The organism is Sinorhizobium fredii USDA 205 (genome assembly GCF_001461695.1).
GTDB classification, from domain to species: domain Bacteria; phylum Pseudomonadota; class Alphaproteobacteria; order Rhizobiales; family Rhizobiaceae; genus Sinorhizobium; species Sinorhizobium fredii.
The window spans coordinates 11,969-32,112 of record NZ_AUTC01000133.1 but is presented as its reverse complement, the minus strand read 5'-3'; the positions used below and the strand labels follow the sequence as shown (position 1 = coordinate 32,112).

16 protein-coding genes and 1 pseudogene are annotated in these 20,144 nt (G+C 60.6%); 2 read left to right on the top strand and 15 right to left on the bottom strand.

Annotated features, from left to right (window positions below):
- Window positions 1–135: 135 nt before the first annotated feature.
- Window positions 136–1,125 carry a PQQ-dependent sugar dehydrogenase gene (locus N181_RS14285; RefSeq protein ID WP_014329595.1) on the bottom strand — a complete coding sequence of 330 codons (990 nt, stop codon included), beginning with the start codon at window positions 1,123–1,125 and terminating at the stop codon, window positions 136–138.
- A 255-nt stretch (window positions 1,126–1,380) separates the two neighbouring features.
- Between N181_RS14285 and N181_RS14280 the strand changes: the two genes are divergently transcribed.
- Together N181_RS14280 and N181_RS35535 are read left to right on the top strand one after the other, a co-directional pair.
- On the top strand, window positions 1,381–1,713 hold the full coding sequence (locus tag N181_RS14280; protein ID WP_037394595.1) for a hypothetical protein: 333 nt from the start codon (window positions 1,381–1,383) through the stop codon (window positions 1,711–1,713).
- 24 nt (window positions 1,714–1,737) lie between these two features.
- Window positions 1,738–1,867, top strand: a pseudogene (locus N181_RS35535) (transposase); the annotation flags it as partial.
- A 548-nt stretch (window positions 1,868–2,415) separates the two neighbouring features.
- Here N181_RS35535 and N181_RS14275 read toward each other — a convergent pair.
- From N181_RS14275 to N181_RS33725, 14 genes are all read right to left on the bottom strand, one after another.
- Window positions 2,416–3,090, bottom strand: a complete 675-nt coding sequence (locus N181_RS14275; protein WP_037394592.1) for a prepilin-type N-terminal cleavage/methylation domain-containing protein — start codon at window positions 3,088–3,090, stop codon at window positions 2,416–2,418.
- Window positions 3,080–3,475: a type IV pilus modification PilV family protein gene (locus N181_RS31755; RefSeq protein ID WP_037394589.1), complete on the bottom strand. Its 396-nt coding sequence runs from the start codon at window positions 3,473–3,475 to the stop codon at window positions 3,080–3,082. The genes N181_RS14275 and N181_RS31755 overlap by 11 nt, the downstream gene beginning before the upstream one ends.
- A complete protein-coding gene (locus N181_RS14270) occupies window positions 3,459–3,932 on the bottom strand; it encodes a prepilin-type N-terminal cleavage/methylation domain-containing protein (RefSeq protein WP_014329599.1) in 474 nt (157 codons plus the stop codon). Before N181_RS14270 ends, N181_RS31755 begins: the two co-directional genes overlap by 17 nt.
- The gene (locus N181_RS14265; protein WP_272951715.1) at window positions 3,929–5,059 is read right to left on the bottom strand and encodes a type II secretion system F family protein; all 1,131 of its coding nucleotides are present in this window, start codon (window positions 5,057–5,059) and stop codon (window positions 3,929–3,931) included. The genes N181_RS14270 and N181_RS14265 overlap by 4 nt, the downstream gene beginning before the upstream one ends.
- 80 nt (window positions 5,060–5,139) lie before the next feature.
- Window positions 5,140–6,780: a GspE/PulE family protein gene (locus tag N181_RS14260; RefSeq protein WP_037394585.1), complete on the bottom strand. Its 1,641-nt coding sequence runs from the start codon at window positions 6,778–6,780 to the stop codon at window positions 5,140–5,142.
- The gene (locus N181_RS14255; RefSeq protein ID WP_234885898.1) at window positions 6,777–7,574 is read right to left on the bottom strand and encodes a general secretion pathway protein GspK; all 798 of its coding nucleotides are present in this window, start codon (window positions 7,572–7,574) and stop codon (window positions 6,777–6,779) included. Before N181_RS14255 ends, N181_RS14260 begins: the two co-directional genes overlap by 4 nt.
- Window positions 7,575–7,639: 65 nt before the next feature.
- Window positions 7,640–8,176, bottom strand: coding sequence for a hypothetical protein (locus tag N181_RS14250; RefSeq protein ID WP_014329603.1), 537 nt, complete (start codon window positions 8,174–8,176; stop codon window positions 7,640–7,642).
- Window positions 8,173–8,766 carry a type II secretion system protein GspM gene (gene gspM / locus N181_RS14245; protein ID WP_037394578.1) on the bottom strand — a complete coding sequence of 198 codons (594 nt, stop codon included), beginning with the start codon at window positions 8,764–8,766 and terminating at the stop codon, window positions 8,173–8,175. The genes N181_RS14250 and gspM overlap by 4 nt, the downstream gene beginning before the upstream one ends.
- Window positions 8,763–9,680, bottom strand: coding sequence for a PilN domain-containing protein (locus N181_RS14240; RefSeq protein WP_234885899.1), 918 nt, complete (start codon window positions 9,678–9,680; stop codon window positions 8,763–8,765). The genes gspM and N181_RS14240 overlap by 4 nt, the downstream gene beginning before the upstream one ends.
- A gap of 127 nt (window positions 9,681–9,807) precedes the next feature.
- Window positions 9,808–10,269: a type II secretion system major pseudopilin GspG gene (gene gspG / locus N181_RS14235; protein ID WP_050984032.1), complete on the bottom strand. Its 462-nt coding sequence runs from the start codon at window positions 10,267–10,269 to the stop codon at window positions 9,808–9,810.
- A 3-nt stretch (window positions 10,270–10,272) separates the two neighbouring features.
- Window positions 10,273–10,746 (bottom strand): prepilin peptidase, encoded by a 474-nt coding sequence (locus N181_RS14230; protein ID WP_014329606.1) that lies wholly within the window; start codon window positions 10,744–10,746, stop codon window positions 10,273–10,275.
- Between the two features lie 10 nt (window positions 10,747–10,756).
- Complete coding sequence (gspD, locus tag N181_RS14225) at window positions 10,757–12,847, bottom strand: type II secretion system secretin GspD (protein ID WP_037394575.1); 2,091 nt, start codon at window positions 12,845–12,847, stop codon at window positions 10,757–10,759.
- 440 nt (window positions 12,848–13,287) lie between these two features.
- A complete protein-coding gene (locus tag N181_RS34275) occupies window positions 13,288–13,635 on the bottom strand; it encodes a DUF7668 domain-containing protein (protein ID WP_162130045.1) in 348 nt (115 codons plus the stop codon).
- The gene (locus N181_RS33725; RefSeq protein ID WP_060563452.1) at window positions 13,632–19,724 is read right to left on the bottom strand and encodes an RHS repeat-associated core domain-containing protein; all 6,093 of its coding nucleotides are present in this window, start codon (window positions 19,722–19,724) and stop codon (window positions 13,632–13,634) included. The genes N181_RS34275 and N181_RS33725 overlap by 4 nt, the downstream gene beginning before the upstream one ends.
- Between the last annotated feature and the right edge of the window lie 420 nt (window positions 19,725–20,144).

Sequence of the window (20,144 nt, the reverse complement as noted above, 5' to 3'; positions counted from 1 at the left end):
CACCATGTCATCGGATATTGGCGATCGGAAGCTTGGATTGCGCAAGATGTTTTTCAAGAATGAAAAACACGCTTGACGACCGGAGACGAAAACAGCGCGGCGAAGGAGGCGCCGGTTGAAAGGAAACCCTCGCGCTCATCGCCTGTAGACGTGAATCGCGCCTCCGGCGTCGTCGGATACGAGGACGGAACCGTCCGGCGCTTCCTTGACGTCCACCGGCCGGCCGACGTCCCTGAGGAAGGGTGTCGCCGAGACCGCCCGCCCGCCCCGGAAGCGCAGCCGTACGACCTGATAGCCGACCGGCACCGACCTGTCCCAACTGCCGTGCTGGGCGACCAGAGCATCGCCGCCGAGGCTGCGGAAGAAATGGATCCCCAAGGCTGCGACATGGGCTTGAAAGTTGAAGACCGGCGCTATCTGACGCGCCGGCGGCGGCGCGTCCTCAAACCCCTTGAGCCGGATCTGGCCACCGAAATAGGGGAAGCCGTAAAAGCCGCCCGGCCGAAGCGCGTTCAGCTCGTCGGGCGGGATATCGTCGCCCATCCGGTCGGCGCCGTTGTCGGTAAAGTACATGGTGCCGCCGCGCCAGTCGAAGCCGACCGAATTGCGCACGCCCCACGCGACGCGTCGAAGGTTCGAGCCGTCCTGGTTCATGCTGACGATCGTGCCCTGCAGCCCGCGCGGCAAGCAGATGTTGCAAGGCGATCCGAACGACACATAGAGCCGCGCATCGGGGCCGATGCCGATATAGCGAAAACTGTGGGCTCCCGAATTCGGCAGATCCCGACGAATATCGCGCCGGCCGCTCAGAGCGCCGCCGCGCCCGATATCAAAGGCGGTGACGCTATCCCTGGAAGCGACGAACAAGCGGCCGCCGGAGCATGCGACACCGTTCGGAGCGGAAAATCCGGAGGCGACCCGCCGGGCGCGGCCGCCGGACAACGGCACGGCATAGACCGAGGAGCCCTTGGTCCCGACGAACAACATGTCGCCGCAGACCGCCATTTGACGCGCGGCGGGAACGCGGGCAAGCAGTTCGCCCCGTGCCGGGCCGGCGACGCCGGAGGCGACAGTCGCGACAGCGGCGAGCGCGAGAAAACCGGCTCTAGCGGCAAAGACGTCCATCGGCGCGCTCCGGACACAAGCTGACATTGCTGGAGGGAATTGGAGCGGCTTGTAGTCGTTTCAAGCCGCAGCCCGGGCATCACGATGAAGTGATCGGCTGGTCGGTTCGAGAGCGAGTTTCGTCGACCTCCAGAGCGGCAACCAGTCATACGCGCGGCTGTGGAATTTCCGATATTTCTCCAGATCCGCCCTTCCCACACCGTGATCCCCCATGCTTAGTTCCTGCCGGGGTAGTATTCGTCTTGAGGGGCATCCGTGAAAATCCGATACATCATGCTGGCGTCTGCGCTGGCAATAGGTTCCTGCGCGAAACGTCCGGACGCTATCGTGCCAGTCGACATTCCAATGGCAGCATATAGTAATCAGAGTTGTGAAGGCCTGGCGCAAGAGCTGCTCAAGGAGCAAAACGATCTGGCCAGCCTCTCAAAGCAGCAGAACCAGGCCGCGACGGGCGACGCGGTCGGCGTATTCCTGATCGGCGTTCCCATGTCGAGCACATTTGGCGGTGACAAGGAAGGCCAGCTCGCCGTTTCCAAAGGCAAGGTCAACGCGATCGAATCGTCGATCAAAAGCAAGGGATGCAAGTAGCCCAACTTCCCTACGCTGATCAGCCGCAAGAAGATCAACATCTCGACGGTGCTGGCCGGCCAGAAACTCGGCATCAAGGACGTCGACAGAGCCTGCCCGGACCTGATCCGGGGGCATTTGGCTCATAAGATTCATGCACTGTGATCTGGGATAAATCGACCTCAAGCAGAGGACTTTGCAAACCATCGACAACCCGTTCGACACGAGGTTGTCACCCATGTCTTAGGTACAAGATGTTACCTATGTCTCCGGGGCGGACACAAAGAACTGCCTGGTAGGGCGGCCAGTCGGTCGTGAACCCGTCTCGGGTTGTGAATTCTCTGAATAATGGGCATGTTTACAGCGAACACTTGAGAAATCGACCCTCTCAGGCACATTCGGCAGGAGAAATTCACAAGCTCACTCAGCTGCTTAGCAGGTGAATTCCCTCGTGGAGCTAACAGGGAATGGTCGCAGCTATATCTGCGAAATTGCCGACGATCCGGTCGTACATAGCCGCCGCTCCTGTCCCGGGTGCATCACATAGATACTCGTCGCGCCGATGCGGCGGTGGTGGTCGACCGCTGCATGTCGCGCAGCTTGGCGTAAGATTCGAGAGCGGCTCATCAAGAGCAGCAGGCTCGGCTGGATGATAGTGGCGGGCGTGTGACGCGCTTTTCCCGCTACTGGCGAGAGGGTCCTGCGGCAATGTCCGAGGCCGCCTCAATGTAGCATGCCGACCGTCCTCGAAACTCTGATCTGTTCGCCCTTTGTGGAGACCGCTATCTGGAACTGAACGGCAATCGGTAAGAGGGGCCGCCCGCTCCAGTCATCCGACCAGATGGTGTTGCCGGCCAGATCCATGGTCATGTATCGAAAGGTGATCCCCACTACGTCGGGGTGCAACACGAGCTCTTCTTCGCTGCTTCTCCGCTCAGTTTTGCCCAACCGACGCGGTAGCGATGTTCGGACCAGGGCGCTTCGACCACCAGGTGTCTTAACACCGAAGGCGACCTCCCTGAGTGCCCGTGTCAGGAAGCCGATGCGGATCACCGCATTGAACCGAACTTCGTCACGCGAGCCCACCAATGAGACATGCTCGTCCGAGGCGGATCCCAGCAGCGGGAGTTCCAATGCACCCGTCAAATTATCGGCCACGTGATCAGCAACAGCCTCCGCAACAGAGTGGGCGGCAGACCTTTCACCGAGATCCAACAGACCTCGTAACTGGCGCACGCCACCAATCATCATGGCAGCCATGATCGAAGCGATAGCCAGGACCACGAGCACCTCGATAAGGGTATATCCGTCCTTCGCGCCTGAACTCGGCGGATTTGGCATTGTGGGCGAAATACTCATCCCAGAAGCAACCACGTTCGGTCCATCTTTAGTCGCCATCGGGCTGATCGCTTTCAAACGTCGCGAAATACGTGACATAGGTGCGGACGAGCTTCCCTTGCGGGTTAAGCACGCTCACTGACGCGCGCACCGCTCGCCCATCGACTGCTCCTCCTGATACGCGTGTTCGGCTTATCCGCCAGGTGTAGCCTTCAGGGGATCGACCACCCTGATCTCCGATCACCGTTCCTCGCCCGTCGAAATGCTCGATGAAAATCTCGCTGGCCAATCGATCCGCCACCCCGATGTCTCGAGTCTTGGAAAATGCCCTTACTGCGGAAGAAACGCTCTGATTGGCGGCCACGAGAGCGGTCGACAAGATCAGGAAGGCGATCAGCATTTCGAGGAGAGTGAACCCCCCCTCTCGTTCAATCGTGGGGGGCATAGTCAACAAGACCGGTCAGCCAGTTGACGCGCAGCTTGGCGTCATTTCCTCGAAGGTCGGAGATGCTTATTTCAACACCGGAGGACGAGCCGTCCGGCAGAAACGTGATGCTGGAACCTAAGTCGCGCTCAACTGCCTCCTTGCCCGCGGTCACGACCAGGGAATATTCGGCCGGCAGGATTACCTCGGAGCCGCCTACGGCGGCAACCATCCTTTTTCGCTGAACATCGAAGCGAGCCGATTGGGCTCGTCCCGTATTAAGCGCCCTATAGCGCAGCGCCACCAAGCTCTCGCCGATCCTGTGAGCGAAAGCGTCAGGCGAATTCACCGCGCGTATGGCGCGGACGCCGAGAAACGAGACGCCGGTGGCGGCCGCCACTACAGCAAGGACCACGAGCATTTCGACCAGCGTAAAACCAGCCGTTTCTCGCCGCCAGTGAACATCGAAGTCCATCATTGTGCAGCCAGATTGTTGATGCTGAGCAGCGCGGTCATGACGGAGATCACGACGCCTCCGACTAGAGCGCCCATCACGATTGTCAAGGCTGGGGTCAGAACTGCAAACAAGCGGCGCCGCGCCAGTCTTGCCTTACGCTCCAGCAGGAACGCCGCGCGCTTCAGCGCATCGGGAAGCTTGTTCGACTCGTCCCCGACCCTGATCAACGACAGCGTCGACTGCTCAAAGAGATTGGCTGCTTCGATGGCCACCCGCAACGAGGTTCCACCGACAACTCGGTCCTTGATTGCGAGCAGCGGCTCGGTATAGGCGGCCAAGGGGCACGCGTGGGCGGCGAGCTCCAGTGCTTTCTTCACGGCGACACCGTTTGCCGTTAGCGATGCCAGGACCTGCAGGTATCGGGCGCACGCCTCGGCGCGCGCCATGCCGCCGACGATCGGCATACGCAGCAGAAAGTTCGAGAGCGCGCGGCGCCCGGAAGAAGTCCTGTAGGCTGCCATCGCACCGGCAATTGCGAACATAAGCGCCAGTAGTATCAGCCAGGCCCAGTCGACAAGCAGGCGCCGTCCCGCCGAAAGCATGGAGATCAGCATCGGCCGTGCTGCCTCGGCCCCCTCGAAGACCGGCTCGATCGCCGGCACCAGTACGAACATGATCACGCCGATGGCAAAAAGCATGACGGCGAACAGGAAAGCCGGGTAGAGAAGCGTTTCGATCGTCTCGGCGCGGCGCGCTTTTTGTTCCTCGAAGGTGTTTGCGAGAGACGCAACGACTTCATCGAGGCGTCCGGCCTGCTCACCGCTGACCAGCAACGCCGTCACCTCAGGCGGGGCATTCGGCAGCCGGGAGAAAGCGTCCGAGAACGAACCGCCGGACATTACCGATGCGACGAGGTTTGACAGCGCCCCACGGCCGGCCAACATTTGGCGGTCATCGGCGACCGTGCGCAAGGCGGCATCGATCGTGAAGCCGGACTGCAACAGGATCTGCAACTCGGAAAAGAACCGCCCGAAATCGAAGCTCCTGAAGGCGGGTCGAAGCGACCAATCCCGGCGGAGAGGATGAGTTCTTGCTGCCGCAACCTCGAGCGACAGTGGCCGGCAGCCGCTCTTCAGAACAAGACGCATCGCCTCCTGCTTGTCGACCGCCTCCACGGTTCCTGATGTCTCGACGCCCTCACCGCTGTATCCGCGATAAACGAACGTGGTCATGAGACATCCGATGTGTTGAGAACGCGCGCGATTTCCTTCTGGTCCGTCACGCCGTCACGAACCAGACGTTCTGCGCAGACACCCATCGTAATCATTCCATCCGCAATCCCCTGTTGTTCGATGCTGGCTTCGGAGGCGCCCCTCTCGAGTACGCCTGCAAGTCCCGGTCCCATCCGCAGAATTTCGTAGATTGCGCGGCGACCGGAGTACCCTTGCCCCCCGCAGCTTTGGCATGCAGTCCCTGGCTCGCCGCCGCCGTCGCTCTTCGCGCAAGAGCAAAGAACGCGAACGAGGCGCTGCGCAATGACGCCGCGCAGCGTCGCCGAGATCAAGTATTCCTCGATGCCCATGTCCCGCAGTCGGGTGACCGCGCCGGCGGCAGTGTTCGTGTGCAGCGTTGTCAGCACCAGATGACCGGTGAGAGCCGCCTGTATGGCGATTTGCGCGGTTTCGCGGTCGCGGATCTCGCCGACCAGGATGATGTCTGGGTCTTGTCGCAAGACCGAGCGCAGTGCGCGCGCAAAGTCCAGCTCGACCGCCGAATTGACCTGAAGCTGGGTGACGCCTTCCATCTGATATTCAACCGGATCCTCGATTGTGAAGATCTTGACGCCTTCCCTGTTCAACTGTCTTACGAGCGAATAGAGCGTGGTTGTCTTGCCGCTGCCGGTTGGCCCGGTGACGATCAGCACGCCGTGCGGAGAGCGGGCAAGCTCTGCGACGGCGTCGCGGGCGGCCGGATCGAAACCGAGTTTCGACAGGTCGAGTGACGGAACCTGGGCGTGCAGAAGGCGAAGGACGATTGTTTCGCCGTGAACGCTGGGAATGATCGAGACACGAAAATCGACCTCGTTGCCCCTGAGAGCCAGTCGCATCCGACCATCCTGAGGCAGCCGGCGTTCGACGATGTTTAGCCCCGCAAGAATCTTGATGCGTGTCGCAATGCCTGCGAGCGCCTGCTTGGGCACATATTCGCTGTTGGAGAGGAGTCCGTCACGACGATACCGGATCCGGATTCGGTCCTGAAACGGTTCGATATGAATATCCGTCGCCCCGCTGTCAAAGCCGGACTGAGCGATGGTTGAGACCAGACTGATAATGGGCGCTTCCAAAGCGATGTCGCGGAGCCTGTCCACATCGTCTTCGAAGGCGAGAGGGCTGTTCGAAGAAATTTCGTTGACCGCGCCATCTTCGAGCGACAGAAGCCCGTCTATGGCCGAAACGATCTCTCTTCGTGGAAACACCCTGATCTGCAGCTTCGTGTCGAAGTAATACTCAAGCAGAGCAACCGCCGCCTCATCCAGAGGATTCGCCAAGGCAACCACTTGCTCAGCCCCCTCGCCGCTGATCGGGATGGTTGCATGCGCACGGCCGAAGGCGAGATCGAAGCCTTCGCAGCTTTGCGACAGGGCTTTGGTTTCAGGCATGCTGACTTGCGCGGCGCCGAGATAGTCGTTGAGCCATTCGGCGAGATCGTCGTCTCGGGTTATGCTCAGCTCCGTGACGACTACGTCGAAGGGTAAATAGGAGGTGCTGAGGGCCGCACGGACTCGTTGGCCGGCCTCGTGGGACCACCTGCCCTTGTCCTGCAGAAATGCGATGAAGCCGGAGATCGATGGGGGGTTCGAGGCGTTCACGAATCGTAGTTCCGCAGCAACAATTCGGCCACGCCGCCGCAGCGTCTGGACTCCGATGGTAAGCGATCGCCTTCCTCGACCACGCTCACGTCGCGTCGCTGCATGCGCGGTACGTCACTCAGATCTGCAGGGCGTTCCATCATCGCCTTGAGCATGAAACCGCTGGGGCGACCCTTTCGTAGGCGCACGATGGTGATTTCCGAGACGGACGAGTTGCCTGCGCCGTCAGCTACAAATTCCGAGCCCCTGCCCTCCTCGATAATCTGGCGCAGACTGTCATCGACATGCTTCAGGGCAACGGTGTCCATCTTGTTGAAAACGGTGAAGACGCGCGAAACCTGGCTCTTCCCGAACGCCCGTGCACCAATGATGTCGGCAAGCTCGCTTACATCCTCGAATGGCGCGTGCTTCATATCCACGGGATTACCTTCAAGGTCCGTCGCATCACCGCCGCTCGGACTGCGATACCGCTCGGTGAGGGTCGCTGCCGCAACTGCATCGGCTTCGTTCATGCCAAGAGATCTGAAGCCGAACTCGAGCAGCTGCCCGCTTGCGCTGTTCAGGTCGACGAGACCGCTCTGGTCTTGAATATCCACATAGAAAACGAAGTGCTCGGTCTCGCATCGTTGTCGGCGTGTCGGCGTCCGTTCGTCGGCATCGAGGACATAGATCGTACGCGCAAGGCCATCGGCCAGGATCTCGAATTCCCGGCGGTCATGGGTATAGGCCGTCGACAGCGTCTGCACTCGGCCGGCAATCGCAAGCGGCGCGATCGCGGCCGAGATCAGCAGCACGAACAGGAGCGCCGAAACGAGGCCGAAGCCAGCTTCGTTGTTGCAGAGAGGTAAAGGAATCTTTCTCATGGCCCCGCCTGTTCAGGATAGAGCGAGAGCGTCAGTCCGGTCTCACCCTCGGGCAGCGCAGTCGGTTCGCCACTCCTCAGCAGAACGGTGTCCGATTGGACCTCCTGAACGCGCCAGCCGCCTATGCTGCTGCCGGCCACGACCCAGTTGCTCACCCCAGTGTCCTCATCCATGATGAGGGCACTGCCTCCTCCTGCCTTTTCAGTCCCGAGCAATTTGAGCCGCGGTACTTCCGCGACGGGTTCCGGCGGCGGCGCGTCGACATCCACAGGCTCGGCCGCCGGCTCCGAGTTCCCGACTTGCACTGGTCTCCTCGAAGCAGAAAAAAGCGGGCGCAGCTGGAATTGAATGACGTCGGCGATCTCCGAGTCGTCGCCGGCCGCTGCAGGCGCGGCGCTGCCCTTCTGGGGTTTTTCGAAGGTGAAATCGTAGGGAAGAGCGGTTTGATCCACCTCCAGCCGGTACGCCCACGCAAATAACACGGCGCTGAGACTGCACGTCGCGATACAGGCGGCCAGGGTTACCCGCATCATTGGGTGGCTCCCCCCGCTCGTTCTATGCTTTCCGTCGCGCCGAGCATCAGGATTGTCGCGCTCAATTCGGGAGGTGTGTCGAGGCCGTAGGCCTCCTGATAGTTGGATTGGAGGTCCATTTCCTTGATGAACAGCCTCGGCTGACTGGCTTCAATGGCCGCAACGACCGCGTGGACCGCTTCCAGGGAGCCCGATAAGTTGGCGCGCAGCCCAAGCAGGGCGACGCCATTCTCTCCATCTTTCCGAACGTTGCTGACCGAGTTGATTTGTGCTCCCGCCGAGGCGGCTTGCTCCTGTAGCTGGCCCTGCAGACCGGCAGAGATGACAGCTTCATTCTCGCCATGAAGGAACAATTGATTACCGTCAGAGGCTGGCATCGGAGTGGCTTTGAGGAAAACAGCGGCAGCCGACTTGATCGCCTCGAGCCTGCCCAGGAGCCGCCGCTTCTCTTCAATCTCGGAGAAGCTCTGGCCCAGACTGCTCAGCCCTGCGCCGATAGTGCAAAGCACGATAGCAGCGCAAACTACAAGCAAGGACAGGGCAACCGCGCGCTGGACCCGAGGCTGAGCATTGACGAGCTTCAGCATCATTGCCTCGCTCCGCTCTGCCTGAAGGAAATGGTGAAGCGATCCCCTTCGAAACCCGGGACTTTCACGACCGGCGAAACGAACTCGGCCGCTTCGAAGAGATCGCTGCCTTCGATAATGGGGATGAGTTCGGAGGATGCCTTCGAAAAACCGGATATCTCGATGCCTTTGTCTTTCACCGTAAGATTGGTCAGATAGCTGGCATCGGGAATGATCCTGCTCAACTCCTCCCACATCCTTGTTGCGCGCATGGAGCCCTCGCTCTGCGACTTCAAGGCTTCGAGCTGGGAAGTCTTTGCGACGTAAGCGTCGTACGACCGACGGGCGTTCCTCGCGTCGCCTTCGGCGCGCGCGATTTCCGCATCGAGTTGGCTATTCGCGGCAGTTGTTTTCGAGTGGAGCTGATACCAGGAAAGAAAAAGAAGCACGGCGGTCGTCACGATCGTCGCTGCCATCAGGGTTTTGGCTGGTCGCACACGCCGTCCGGCACGAAGCGCAGTGCCGCCAATTGCCAACCGAACGGTTGCACCGCTCTCTCCACCCGTTGAAAGCTCCAGCACTTCAAGGCCGGCGTTCTGCAGCTGCTCCTGCACTTGGATGAGAGTGCTGCTTCGAACGAGATAATAGGCCGATGCGCCGCCCTGCTCGGCCGGGACAAGAATCTTTACGGCGCTCAAGTCGAACGGGGTTTGGGTTTCCACGTCGAGCTCGGCCGCTCGCCGAAGCGCGGAGATCGGCAGACGCCGGGGAGAAACGGTGCGGCGGAGGCAGCGATCAGGGGCAAGATGGACTCTGATGCCATTTCCCTTAAACGCACCCGCTGCCAGAAGCGCTCGTAACCTCTCCCCAAGGTCCGCAAGCGGTATTCGTTCTGGATCTTCTGTCAGCTCGCAGCCGTCTCGCGAAATGGTGAGCACCGGGGCTGGACGTCCAGAGCGCATCCGCGATTCCAGGAAGGGCGGAAGCGAGCGCCGAAGTTCGTTCCGCCACCAGACAAGGAAGTCCTTGAGGCCGAGCGTGGCGCCGTAGAGAGACGGGGCAAGCTCACGGAAAGTCACGGTCCTCCCCCTCTCCTCCCGGTTTGCCGTCGCGCCCCAAGGAGCTGACCACGAACGACAGATCGCCCTCGGGCGCCTGGTAACGATAGACGCTTCCCCACGGATCCTTTAGGTCAGCTGCATTCTTCAGATAGGGGCCGTTCCAGTTCTTAGCATTCTGCGGGGCGCTCGAGAGCGCGGCCAAACCCTGTTCGGCCGTCGGGTATTCTCCGAGGTCGAGGAAGTAGAGTTCGAGCGCGCTTTCGAGGTTTCGGATCTGGATCTTGGCGCTGTCGGCTTTCGCGGTGCCGAGATAGTTCAAGACACGCGGCGCAATGATTGCGGTCGTCAACCCGATGATCGCCAGGACGACAAGAAGCTCGACGAGCGTAAAGCCTGCCTCATTGCCGTCGTCGCTAGAGCATCGGTCGGAGGAACGGGCTTTGCGGATGCCAAGCAGCAAGGGCATGTGTCATATCTCCAAAACGGACACGGAGCTGGCCTCTGCGAGCCAGCTCAAGGCGAGACCCAGGGCGAGAAAGGGACCGAACGGCACTCTCCTTTTCTGAAGGGCTCCCTTCCAGACCGGCAGCATGGCGAGCACGAACAGAAGCGCGCTGAGGCTGGCGATCGCGAGAAACAAGGGGAAGCTTGCAATGGTGATCCAGCATCCCGCCGCAGCGGCCATCTTGACGTCGCCGAGCCCCAGCCCGACCTGCCCGCGAGCGCGAAAATGCACCGCACGGGCCAGCGCGAATGTCCCCCCAAAGACGACCGCGCCTGTAACGATCCGAAGCACATCGAAGCTGCCGAGCAGCCAATGTGCCGCGACGCCGGTAAGCCCGAGAAGAGCGTTGCAGACATCGGGAATGATGGATCTTCGCGCATCGATCAGCGCGATCACCGTGAGCTGCACCATGAGGATGGCAAAGACGAGTGTCTCCACACCATTCCCCCTAATTGGCAACGCGGACAAGGTCGCGCTGCATGCGCCTGCCCGGCGTGTCTGTACGGCCGAAATCGAATTGCTGGCGGAATTCGTCGGTGACCTGCCGCGCTTCCTGGACGTCGCGCACGATCCGCGGCCGGATGAAGATGATCAGCTCCGTGCGATTGATGCCATCGGTCTTCGACTTGAAGGCGTTCCCGAATACCGGGATATCACCGAGCACCGGCATCTTTTTTTGGCCGAGTGATTTCTTCTCTTGAATCAGGCCGCCGAGCGCCAGGCTCTCGCCATCGTTGACGACCACCCGCGTCGAGATCTTGCGCTGCTGGATCGTCGGGGAGTCGATGCCTGAAGTCGTCGTTTCGACGACGTTGCTGACTTCCTGCTGGATGTCCAGCATGACGCGACCGGAACTGTTGATCCGCGGCGTGACGGCGAGAATGATGCCGGTATCCTTGAGCTCGACGGAGTTGACGATTGCCGCATCGGCCGACGTCGTGCTGGTGCTCGTTTGCGTGACAGTTGGGACCTGGTCGCCCACCTGCAGCTTGGCCTGCTGATTGTTGATTACCATCAGGTTCGGCGAGGAAATGACCTTGACATTGGTGACGCTGGAGAGCGCCTGCAACGCCATCTGGGCGTCGCCGGCGAGATGTGTCCAGTTGAAGCCGGGGAAGCTGGCTGCAACCGCGCCCGAGGCAAGATCGGACAGCCCGAAGGCGTCACTGTTGTGCTCGAAATACCAGCGCAGGCCGAATTTGAGCTCATCGTTCAAACTCACTTCGGCGATGATGGCCTCGAGGAAGACCTGGGTCGGCAGCACGTCGAGCTGGCGAAGGATCTGTTCGATCCGCTGGTATTCCCGTGCGGTGGTCGAGATCAGCAAGGCATTGTTCTCGATGTCGGCGACGACGGAGGGAACGGAACTGACCGGCACGCTAGGCGCTTCGACCGCGGCTTCGGGCGGCATTTCCATCGGGGCGCCCTCCCCGCCTGCGGCAACGGTTTCGGCCACGAGATCGGGAGCAACGACGCTCTGCCGGACGACGGTTCCGTCGCCCGCCGGGCCTGTTGCCAGCACGCTCTGCAAGACTTTTGCAAGCTCCGCCGCCGGCCGGTTCTGGATCTCGTAGACGAAGAGCTGCTCCTCATTCGTCTCGGCGATCTTGTCGAGCTTGGCGATCCAGGAGGTGACCCTCGGCAGGTAACTCGGCCGCGAGGTGATCGCCAGGATGGCGTTGAGGCGCGTGTTCGGGATGAACCGGATTGTCTTCGTATTCGGGCCGCCATCGACGCCGAAGACGGAGTTGAGCTCCTTGACCAATTCCTGCGGCTGCGAGGCCTTGAGGGGATAAAGCGCCGTCGACATGCCCTTCATCCAGTCGACGTCGAAGACCGAGATCGCCTCGCGAATGGCGGCAAGCTCGCCATTGTTGCCGGCAACGACGATATAGTTGCGGGTCGGATCGGTCCTCAGCACCGCGCTTTTCTTGCTCACCTGCTCGATGATCTCGCGCATCTCGTCGGCGCCGATATAGTTGAGCTGCAGGACCTGAACCTTCATCCCCGGTTCGTTCATCGGCACGCGCGAACCGATGATGGCATTCGAGGCGGTCGCCTCCGAGATCGGCACGATTTCGTAGCGATCGGCCTTCTTGACGATCGCCGCGCCATTGGTCGCGAGCGAGACTTCGAGGATGTCGAGGAGGCTCTGGCGCGACATCGGGCTCGACGTCTGCAGTGTGATGTTGCCGGTGACCTTCGGGTCGACGAGGTAGTTGTAGCCCATGATGTCGCCGAGGATTTTCTTGGCTGCTTGGGCAATCGGCGCATCGACGAGATTGATCGTGTAGCCCTCCGACCCATCCGCCGCCTTGCCAGCGGAGATTGCAGATAGTGATTCTCCGGTGAACTCACCGGTGCCGATCTGCGCAAAGCCGCGCGGCGCGGAATTCGGGCCGCGCGCTCCGGTGATCGCCTTCGAGGTCGGATAACCGTGCGCGCTGGAACCTGCAGGTTTTCCAACACCTTCCATCAGTGCATTCCAGCGCTCGTCGCCATTCTCCGAGGCGCAACCGGCGAGCATGGCAATTGCCATGTAAACAACAAACCGACCCCTGCGCACACCGGATTCCCTCAACCTTTGCTTTTAATCTCTTACAGGAGGGACTCAGCAACGAGGATTCCACTGTTAACGACGATCGAGCCTTTCCACAGTTTTATTGAAAGCATGCCGAGGAGCGGGAAGCCCGCAATGCACCCCCTGCTCGAGCAGCGTAACCACAAACGGTACTGACCAGGATCGACATCAGCGCGCTGCCATGGCATCTCCGCGCGACCTCCTCATGCAGGTCGCGTCCCGGCTAGGACTTTGTGGACTTGTTCGTCCGCGCTTCCGATAAACACTCGCCCTGGCAGTGCCAAGGCAAAAACAGCAAGGAAGAGCAGATGACTTTCAGCGCTTCACCAATCTGACTCACACGTCGACCGATCATGCTCTTGGGCCATAGCACGGCCGCCATCCTCTTCGTTTCGCGACTATGGAACGTGGATGTTATCGATTTCTAAGTGGAGCGAACCACGGTCAATGATAACGGTGCATTCCAAAGATAGATCAGATCGGCCCTCTTCCTGCGTCCATAGATCGAACCGAACCGACCATACTCGCTCGTCTGAATTTGCCACAGGGATAGCATCAATGTCCCAAAATGCTTCATCAGGGGGCGTGACCAGTGTCCGGCCATACTCGTCTACCGCTTGTCGTATCAAGTCAGCGGACAGACGAACACCCCTTGAGCGGGCCTCAACAGCAACGAAATCTCGATCGACAAGCCATGCAATTACTTGTCTGAGAAGTGCAACAATGCGGCGATCCAATGTGCTCATCGTCTGTTCCCCGGTATGCGCGTAATGGTGTCCAGTGTGACTCCAATGCTTTCGAAGTAGGTATCTGCTCGCTCAATGGCAGATCGGGCTGTTTCTGCTGAAAAACCTGCAGCACGCAGAGCTTTATATCCGATTCTTCTTTCAGCCGCATAAGTTCCGCCACCCGCTTGTCGCTGCACCGCCGTTGCGAGATTGTGAGCAGTCCCAGATAGGTTAGACGGACCTTTAAGTACTACTCCAGGCGCGGCGTTCGTGCGGTATCCCTCTAGTTTTCGAACTGCCGCATCCTGGATGATGTGGTGAGCGTCCTTGAGGCCGTTGGCACGAAGACCCCCTACGGTCGGAGCGATGCTCGTATTACCACCGACCGTAACGCCACGCACTCCGCCACCAATCTCCCCAATGCCAAAAATCCTGCGCCCGTCTTCCAAACGGTCACCGTTGGGGGAGATTCTTTCGATTGCGTTGCTGGGAAGGCTAAGATCATCTGAAAGCTGGTAATCATCATCTATCCGATCGTCATTTTTATCGCTGTCGTACCCGCCCGCGAACTTCGTTGACTTGGTCGACTGCGTCTTCGTACCGTCGTTAAGCCCCGCAACCTCCTTTTGCTCTGGGCGCTCCGACCGTTGATCGAACTTCGACTCCAATCCGCTCCACACATGCCCGTTCGGATCGCTCCGGTTCACCGGATCGTTGGCGGCATAGGCGTACCGATTGGTACCGACGCCTGCGAGCGTCGGGTTCCAATCGTCCGGCGAGATGAACCGACCGAAGGTCGGGTCCATGTAGCGGGCGTTGAGGTACATCAGCCCGGTTTCCGGGTCGAAGCGCTCGCCGACATAGTTCTTCTGCGTCGTCATCGCCTTGTTGCTGGGCTCGCCGAAGGCCGCGTAGCGGGTGCTCTCGGCGACGGTGCCGTTGATGTTGGTGACGGCCCGGACCGACGAGAGATGATCGCGGTGCAGGAAGTACTTCGTCGTGCCGACGACGCTGATGTCCATGTGCGGGTAGCGGGTGAACACCTGATCGGCCGGATCCCATTCGACACTTGCATCCGGATAGAGCGTCGTGCCGAGCGGCCAACTCTTCTTCGCCCGCGCCCCGTCCGGGCCGTAGGACAGCGTGACGGTTGAGCCGCTGGCGTTGACCACCTGCGAGACGCGGTTTGCGCGGTCATAGGTGAAGCTACGCTCGCCGTCCGAAAGCAGGTTGCCGTTGGCGTCGTAGCTGAAGGCGACGCCGTTCAAGGATAGCGGCGCGTGCGGCCGGTCGGCGGTTGCCGCGGGATAGACGAAGCCGCCCGTCAGCCGCGTGCGGGTTCTCAGGTTGTCGTTGGTGTAATAGGTGAAGTCCTCGGAATAGACCGATTCCTTGTTGCCGGCATGGGTGACGCCCAAGAGGCGGCCGAAGCCGTCATAGTCGTAGGTCCAATCGTTGCCCGTGCCGCTGGCGTTGATCGAGGTGATGCGGCCGGTCTTATCGCGGCCGTAGCTGCCGTTGACGATGGTGACGATCGGATCGCCATTGCCGGGGTCGCGCGACGTGTTGAAGCTTGTGAGCCAACGCCGCGTCGGCGAATAGGCAAAGGTCGTCTTGACGCCATTGGCATAGGTGATCGACGAGGTCTGGCCGTCCGGCTCATACTCGATCGCGGTGATATAGCCGGGGATGGCGTAAAGCTGGGATTTGCGGTTGTAGCTCCACTTGCTCGTGCTGGTACCGACGTCGAGCGCGTCAGTATCCGAGTTGTAATCCTTCCAGAGCGGCAGCCGCCCCTTGTCGTAACCGGTCTGGTCGATGTGCTGGACGCCGTCGATCGTCACGATCTTCTTCTGCAAGAGGCCGTCGGCATTGTAGTCGAACTGCTGCGACGCGGCGCCGTTCACGGAACTCGTCAGCTGACCCTTGTTGTAATAACCGGCTTCCGCCATGTTGTCGTAGCCGTTCTGGGCGATAAGCGTGCCACCGGTGCCGGCCGTCGCGTCGGCCAGATCGTCGTAGGCGCGCGTCGTCACCGGCCGGCCGAGCTTGTCATAGGTGATCGTCGTCACCTTGCCGCGCGCATCCGTCTGGCGGATCACCCGGCTGGCGTCGTCGTAGACGTAGAGCCACTTGCCGAGGTCCGGATCGTCGGCGACGAGCCGGTTGCCCATCAGGTCGTAGCTGTAGCTCCAGACCGAGCCGGCCGCGTCCATGACCTTGAGCATGCGGTGCAGCCCGTCATAGCTGGCGCCATAGAGCCGACGCGACGTATAGGTCCCGTCGGCGGCGGTCGGGGTGCGCTGCACCACCTCGGTGACGTCGCCGCCGGTCGAGACGTGCGTGAAGGTCGACATGCCTTCTTCGTCGGTCACCTGGGTGCGGTCCATGAGCACATTGCTGCTGCCGCCGTTCGCATCCGGAAGTGCATAGGCGTAGCTCTTGAAGGTGCTGTCCGGGTTGGTCACCTTCAGCGGCCGGTTCGCCCAGTCGAATGTCGTCGTCGTCCAGTAGGGCGGCTGCTCCGCTTCATAGGGCAGGCTGACCTTCATCTTGTTGCTGCGGTCGTCGTATTGGGTCTCGACATAGGAGGTCGGAGAGCTTCCATCCCCGGCCGTCAAGACTTTCCAGACGCGACCGAAACCGTCGAAGTACTGCGCCTGGTCGCCGGTGCCGGTGTGGTTCGCGCGGCCCGTCGTGGTGGTGATGCGCTGGTTCAGCGGATCGCCGAAGGAGGCATAGCTGGTCTTGACGTAAGAGCCGGTGACCTCATTCTCGACGAGGGTCGGACGGCAGAAGACGTCATAGCTATATGTCGTGGCGACGCCGTTCGGATCGGTCTTCGAGGCCGGCGCGCCGCAAGGCGCGTTCGGCACGAAGGTCGTGACATGTCCGAGAGGATTGGTCTCCTTCACGACATAGAGATGGTAGCCGGGGTCATAGACCCACGTCGTCGTCTCGTCGCCGCTGATGGTCGCCGTCAGCCGGTTGCCATAGACGTCATAGGTGAAGGTCGAGGTCTGGTAGCTGCTCGCCGTCGTGTAGTCGCGCCGAGCGGTGAGGCTGCCTTGATCCGGTGCGGCCGCATGGGCGTTCTCGTCGTAGAAGAACAGCGTCTGCTTCAGCAATGTGCCGGTCAGATCGACACCGTCATAGGTGCGCTGCCGGTGCGGCAACGACATGATGTATTTCGCGGTGTTGACGGTGTAGTCGGTGTCGACCAGAACCTCATCACCCTCCTTGTCGGTGCGGCCGTGGTTGATCTCGGCGGTAATGTTGCCCCAGGCGTCGAAGCTGCGCGTCGTCTTCAAAGTCCGGGTGACGCTGCCTTCGGTGCGGGTCGTGGTCGTCGCCGTGTTCAGCGCCGAATAGGGCAGCGTCGCCGTCTTCAGTGCGTAGGTCTCACTGACCGTGCGGCGCACGACGCCGTCGTCGTCGAGATATTCGATCTTCGACGGCAGACCGATCGCGGCATTGGACAGGACATAGGTCGTTCGGACCACCGGTGCCGCGGTCTCACCGGCAATCTTCGGCAGGCTCTTCGTCACCGTGCCGAAGCCGAGGAAGCGGCGCCGGCTCGCATCGTAGTAGCCATTCGCATAGCTATACGATGTCGTCGCCGTCTCGCCGCGACCATCGAGTGCCGATACCGTGGCGACCGTCGGTAGCACGAAGGGCAGGAACTTGTTCGCATAAGCCGTCGACGGACGATAGGCCGTCTTCACCTGCCCACCCTGCTCGTTCGTCACCGTGTTCAGCAGATTGGCTGGACCGCCTGCCGCTGTGCCGTAGAGGATCGTGTATGGAGTATTCGCGAAATGATCGAAGAGCTTGCTCGTATAGTCGGAATTTTCCAGCGGCGGCTTGTCGCTGTAGTCTGGATCATACGGGTTCGTCGACGGCGCCGCCAGCGTTGCCGGAGCAGCCAACAGATCCGTCTGACCATCACCATTGAAATCCCCAGCCGTCATGAAACTGGTCGACCGGCCGAGATAGGTCTGGGGGAAGGCATAGCCCTCCTGCGATTGGTGCATGCGGAAGGAAAACCACTTGCTGTTGCTAAGATTGACAAGCCTGGCGCTTCTGCTAGGCAAGACCCCGAGGCCGAGCTCGCTCTTGCCGTCGCCGTCGACGTCGGAAACGAACGGCGACGTCGCCTCTTCCATATCATCGACAGGAAGCTTCTCTCTCCACGGGACCAGCCGGTCGCCGGTGAACAGATAGATCGAGATAAAGCCATCGGCTTCGGCGCCGTCGCTCACGCCGAAATAAAAATTGACGAGATCGTCAAGACCGTCGCCGTTGAGGTCCAGCGCCACCCAGTTCTTGCCGCATTTGTAGGTGGAGCCGCATTTGGCGATGCCGATGGTGGGCGTCTCGCTGACGCCGTTCTGACTGACGTTGAGCGTGACGGGAACCCCGCCATTGTTGAAGCCGCTGGCACCGACCCTCTGGGTGCGGCCGTCGCCGAAAAAGTTGCCGTAGCCTTTCCCCAGCCCAGCGAGACTGTCGCGACCGTCGCCGTCCCAGTCGATGGCATTGCTCGAGCCGCTGGGGCAGAGCGCCTTCAGCCGTGCGTCAGTGATCTCGTTGCTCGCGCCGGCGGCGGCCAGGCAATCCTTGACGGTAATGGCGAACGTATCGCCGCTTTTGTCGAAGCTCGCTTGCCAGCGCACCCTCGGCGGAAACACATTCGCGACGCCAGCGGCATCCTTGCTGCTGAGCACGACCGCCTGCCGCACCGTCTTATCGCTTGCGAAGTTGCCAACCGCAAGGCCGTTGACAAGGCTGGCGTCCTCGAGATTCGCCTGGTTGAAGAGGAAGCCCGGGCAGCCAACCGTAGGGATATTCTGCGTGGAAAAGACGGCATCGCGGTTCGGGCTGTGGTATAACATGTAGGCGCAACTCGTGTCGCCCCAGGAATCGAACCTGCTCCTGAAGATCTCTGTGACGCCGTCACTGTCGACATCGGCAACCGCGAAGGCAGGCTTCCAGTAGGTGCGATAGCTATAAGTGTCGCGTTCAGGGAAATTGTCTTTGACGATAGTCACGCGTCGGCGCTGGTGAGGCATGCCGGTCAGGCCGGCAATCGATTTCGCCGAGAAGCCTGTGCCGCTCGCGTCGTTATAGTCGAAGGTGGTTTTCGGCAGCGCCGTGCCGCCGGTGATTGTTTCCGCCTCGTCCAGGGCGACATTGCCGCCGAAATGCTGCACCGAGACGAGCCGCGACGCCTGGCTCAATGGCGCGGGATCGTAAGACAGAGCATAGCCGGCCGACACGGTCGAGGTGGTCTTCACCAGGATCGCCTTGATCCGCTTCGTTATCGTCGAGATCGTGTGGCCGTTGGCGGCGGTGATATAGTCCGGCCGCGTCTCGTAGAAGAACTGGATGGTCCGGCCGTTGTAGGAGACCGTCTTCGGATAGCAGACCGGCATGTCGGCGCAGTCGTAACTATAGCTGACCGTGTTGCCGTAGGTGTCCCTCACCGTTCTCGCCAGCCAGCGGTAATTGAAGGCGATATCCTTGGCATCCTCCGCCGTGGCCGTCGAGCCGGCGATCTTGCCGACCGACTCGAAGGTCGTCACCGTGCCGTCACGGCCGGTCACCTGCCAGGTGTTGCTGGCGCTGTCGAACTTGATCCTCAGATAGTTCTCGACTTCCGAGACCCAATTGCCGCCTGCATCACACGAAGCGCCCTCGGTGTCGGTGGCGCATTTGACGAGCGGCTCACCATTGAGGAGAAAGACGTCCTCCGGTAGATATTGCGGCACGCCGAGCTGGTAACCGGCCCGTTCGATCACCGGCACACCGGACAGCCCCCAGCCATAGCCGAGCCAGCCCTGGTATTCGCCGCCGGTCTTCGTCTTGCGCCCGGAGTTGTAGCTCAGCCCGAGCTTCGGCTCGAGCCCACGGAAGGCCGGGATTTCGATCGGATAGTTATAGGTGAAGACTCCGTTGTTTCCGACCTCCGGCTGCCCCATCTCAATGCGCCGGACCGCCTCGTTGGCGCCGTCGGGATTGACGTGCACCTCGGTCGTCTGGGCGTGGAGATTGGAAAGGAGAGAAAGGAAGAAGACCGAAGAAACGAAGAAACCGCCAACACGCATAGAGAGAGTGCCACCTGCCACTAATGATTGCAGCATGGCTAAGACGGAATCGATCGCAACTCAATGGGGTATCGACGAATTCCCACACTAAAAAATAATGGAACGAGTCAATAGGTTAACGAGCTGAAAAATTCGGCACGGCGACTCGACAGAATGCTAGCCCCTCTAGGCCGATGTCCGCCCGGCGCCGAAGCCGATCCGCGTCTTCACACCCGTGTCGCAGACCGTATCACTTGTAAGGATTATTCGATAATCGCAGGCTCCGGAGCGCAGTCCCTTTGAATACATTATGCGATCAGATCGTGGGCTTCTGGCCTCCCCTCACCCTTTTTTTCTTGCCGCGAAAAATGAAATCCGCCTAAATGGGGCGGCAATGACCAGGCGGCCGTTGCCGTGCTCGAAAAGCACCTCGGCAGGCAT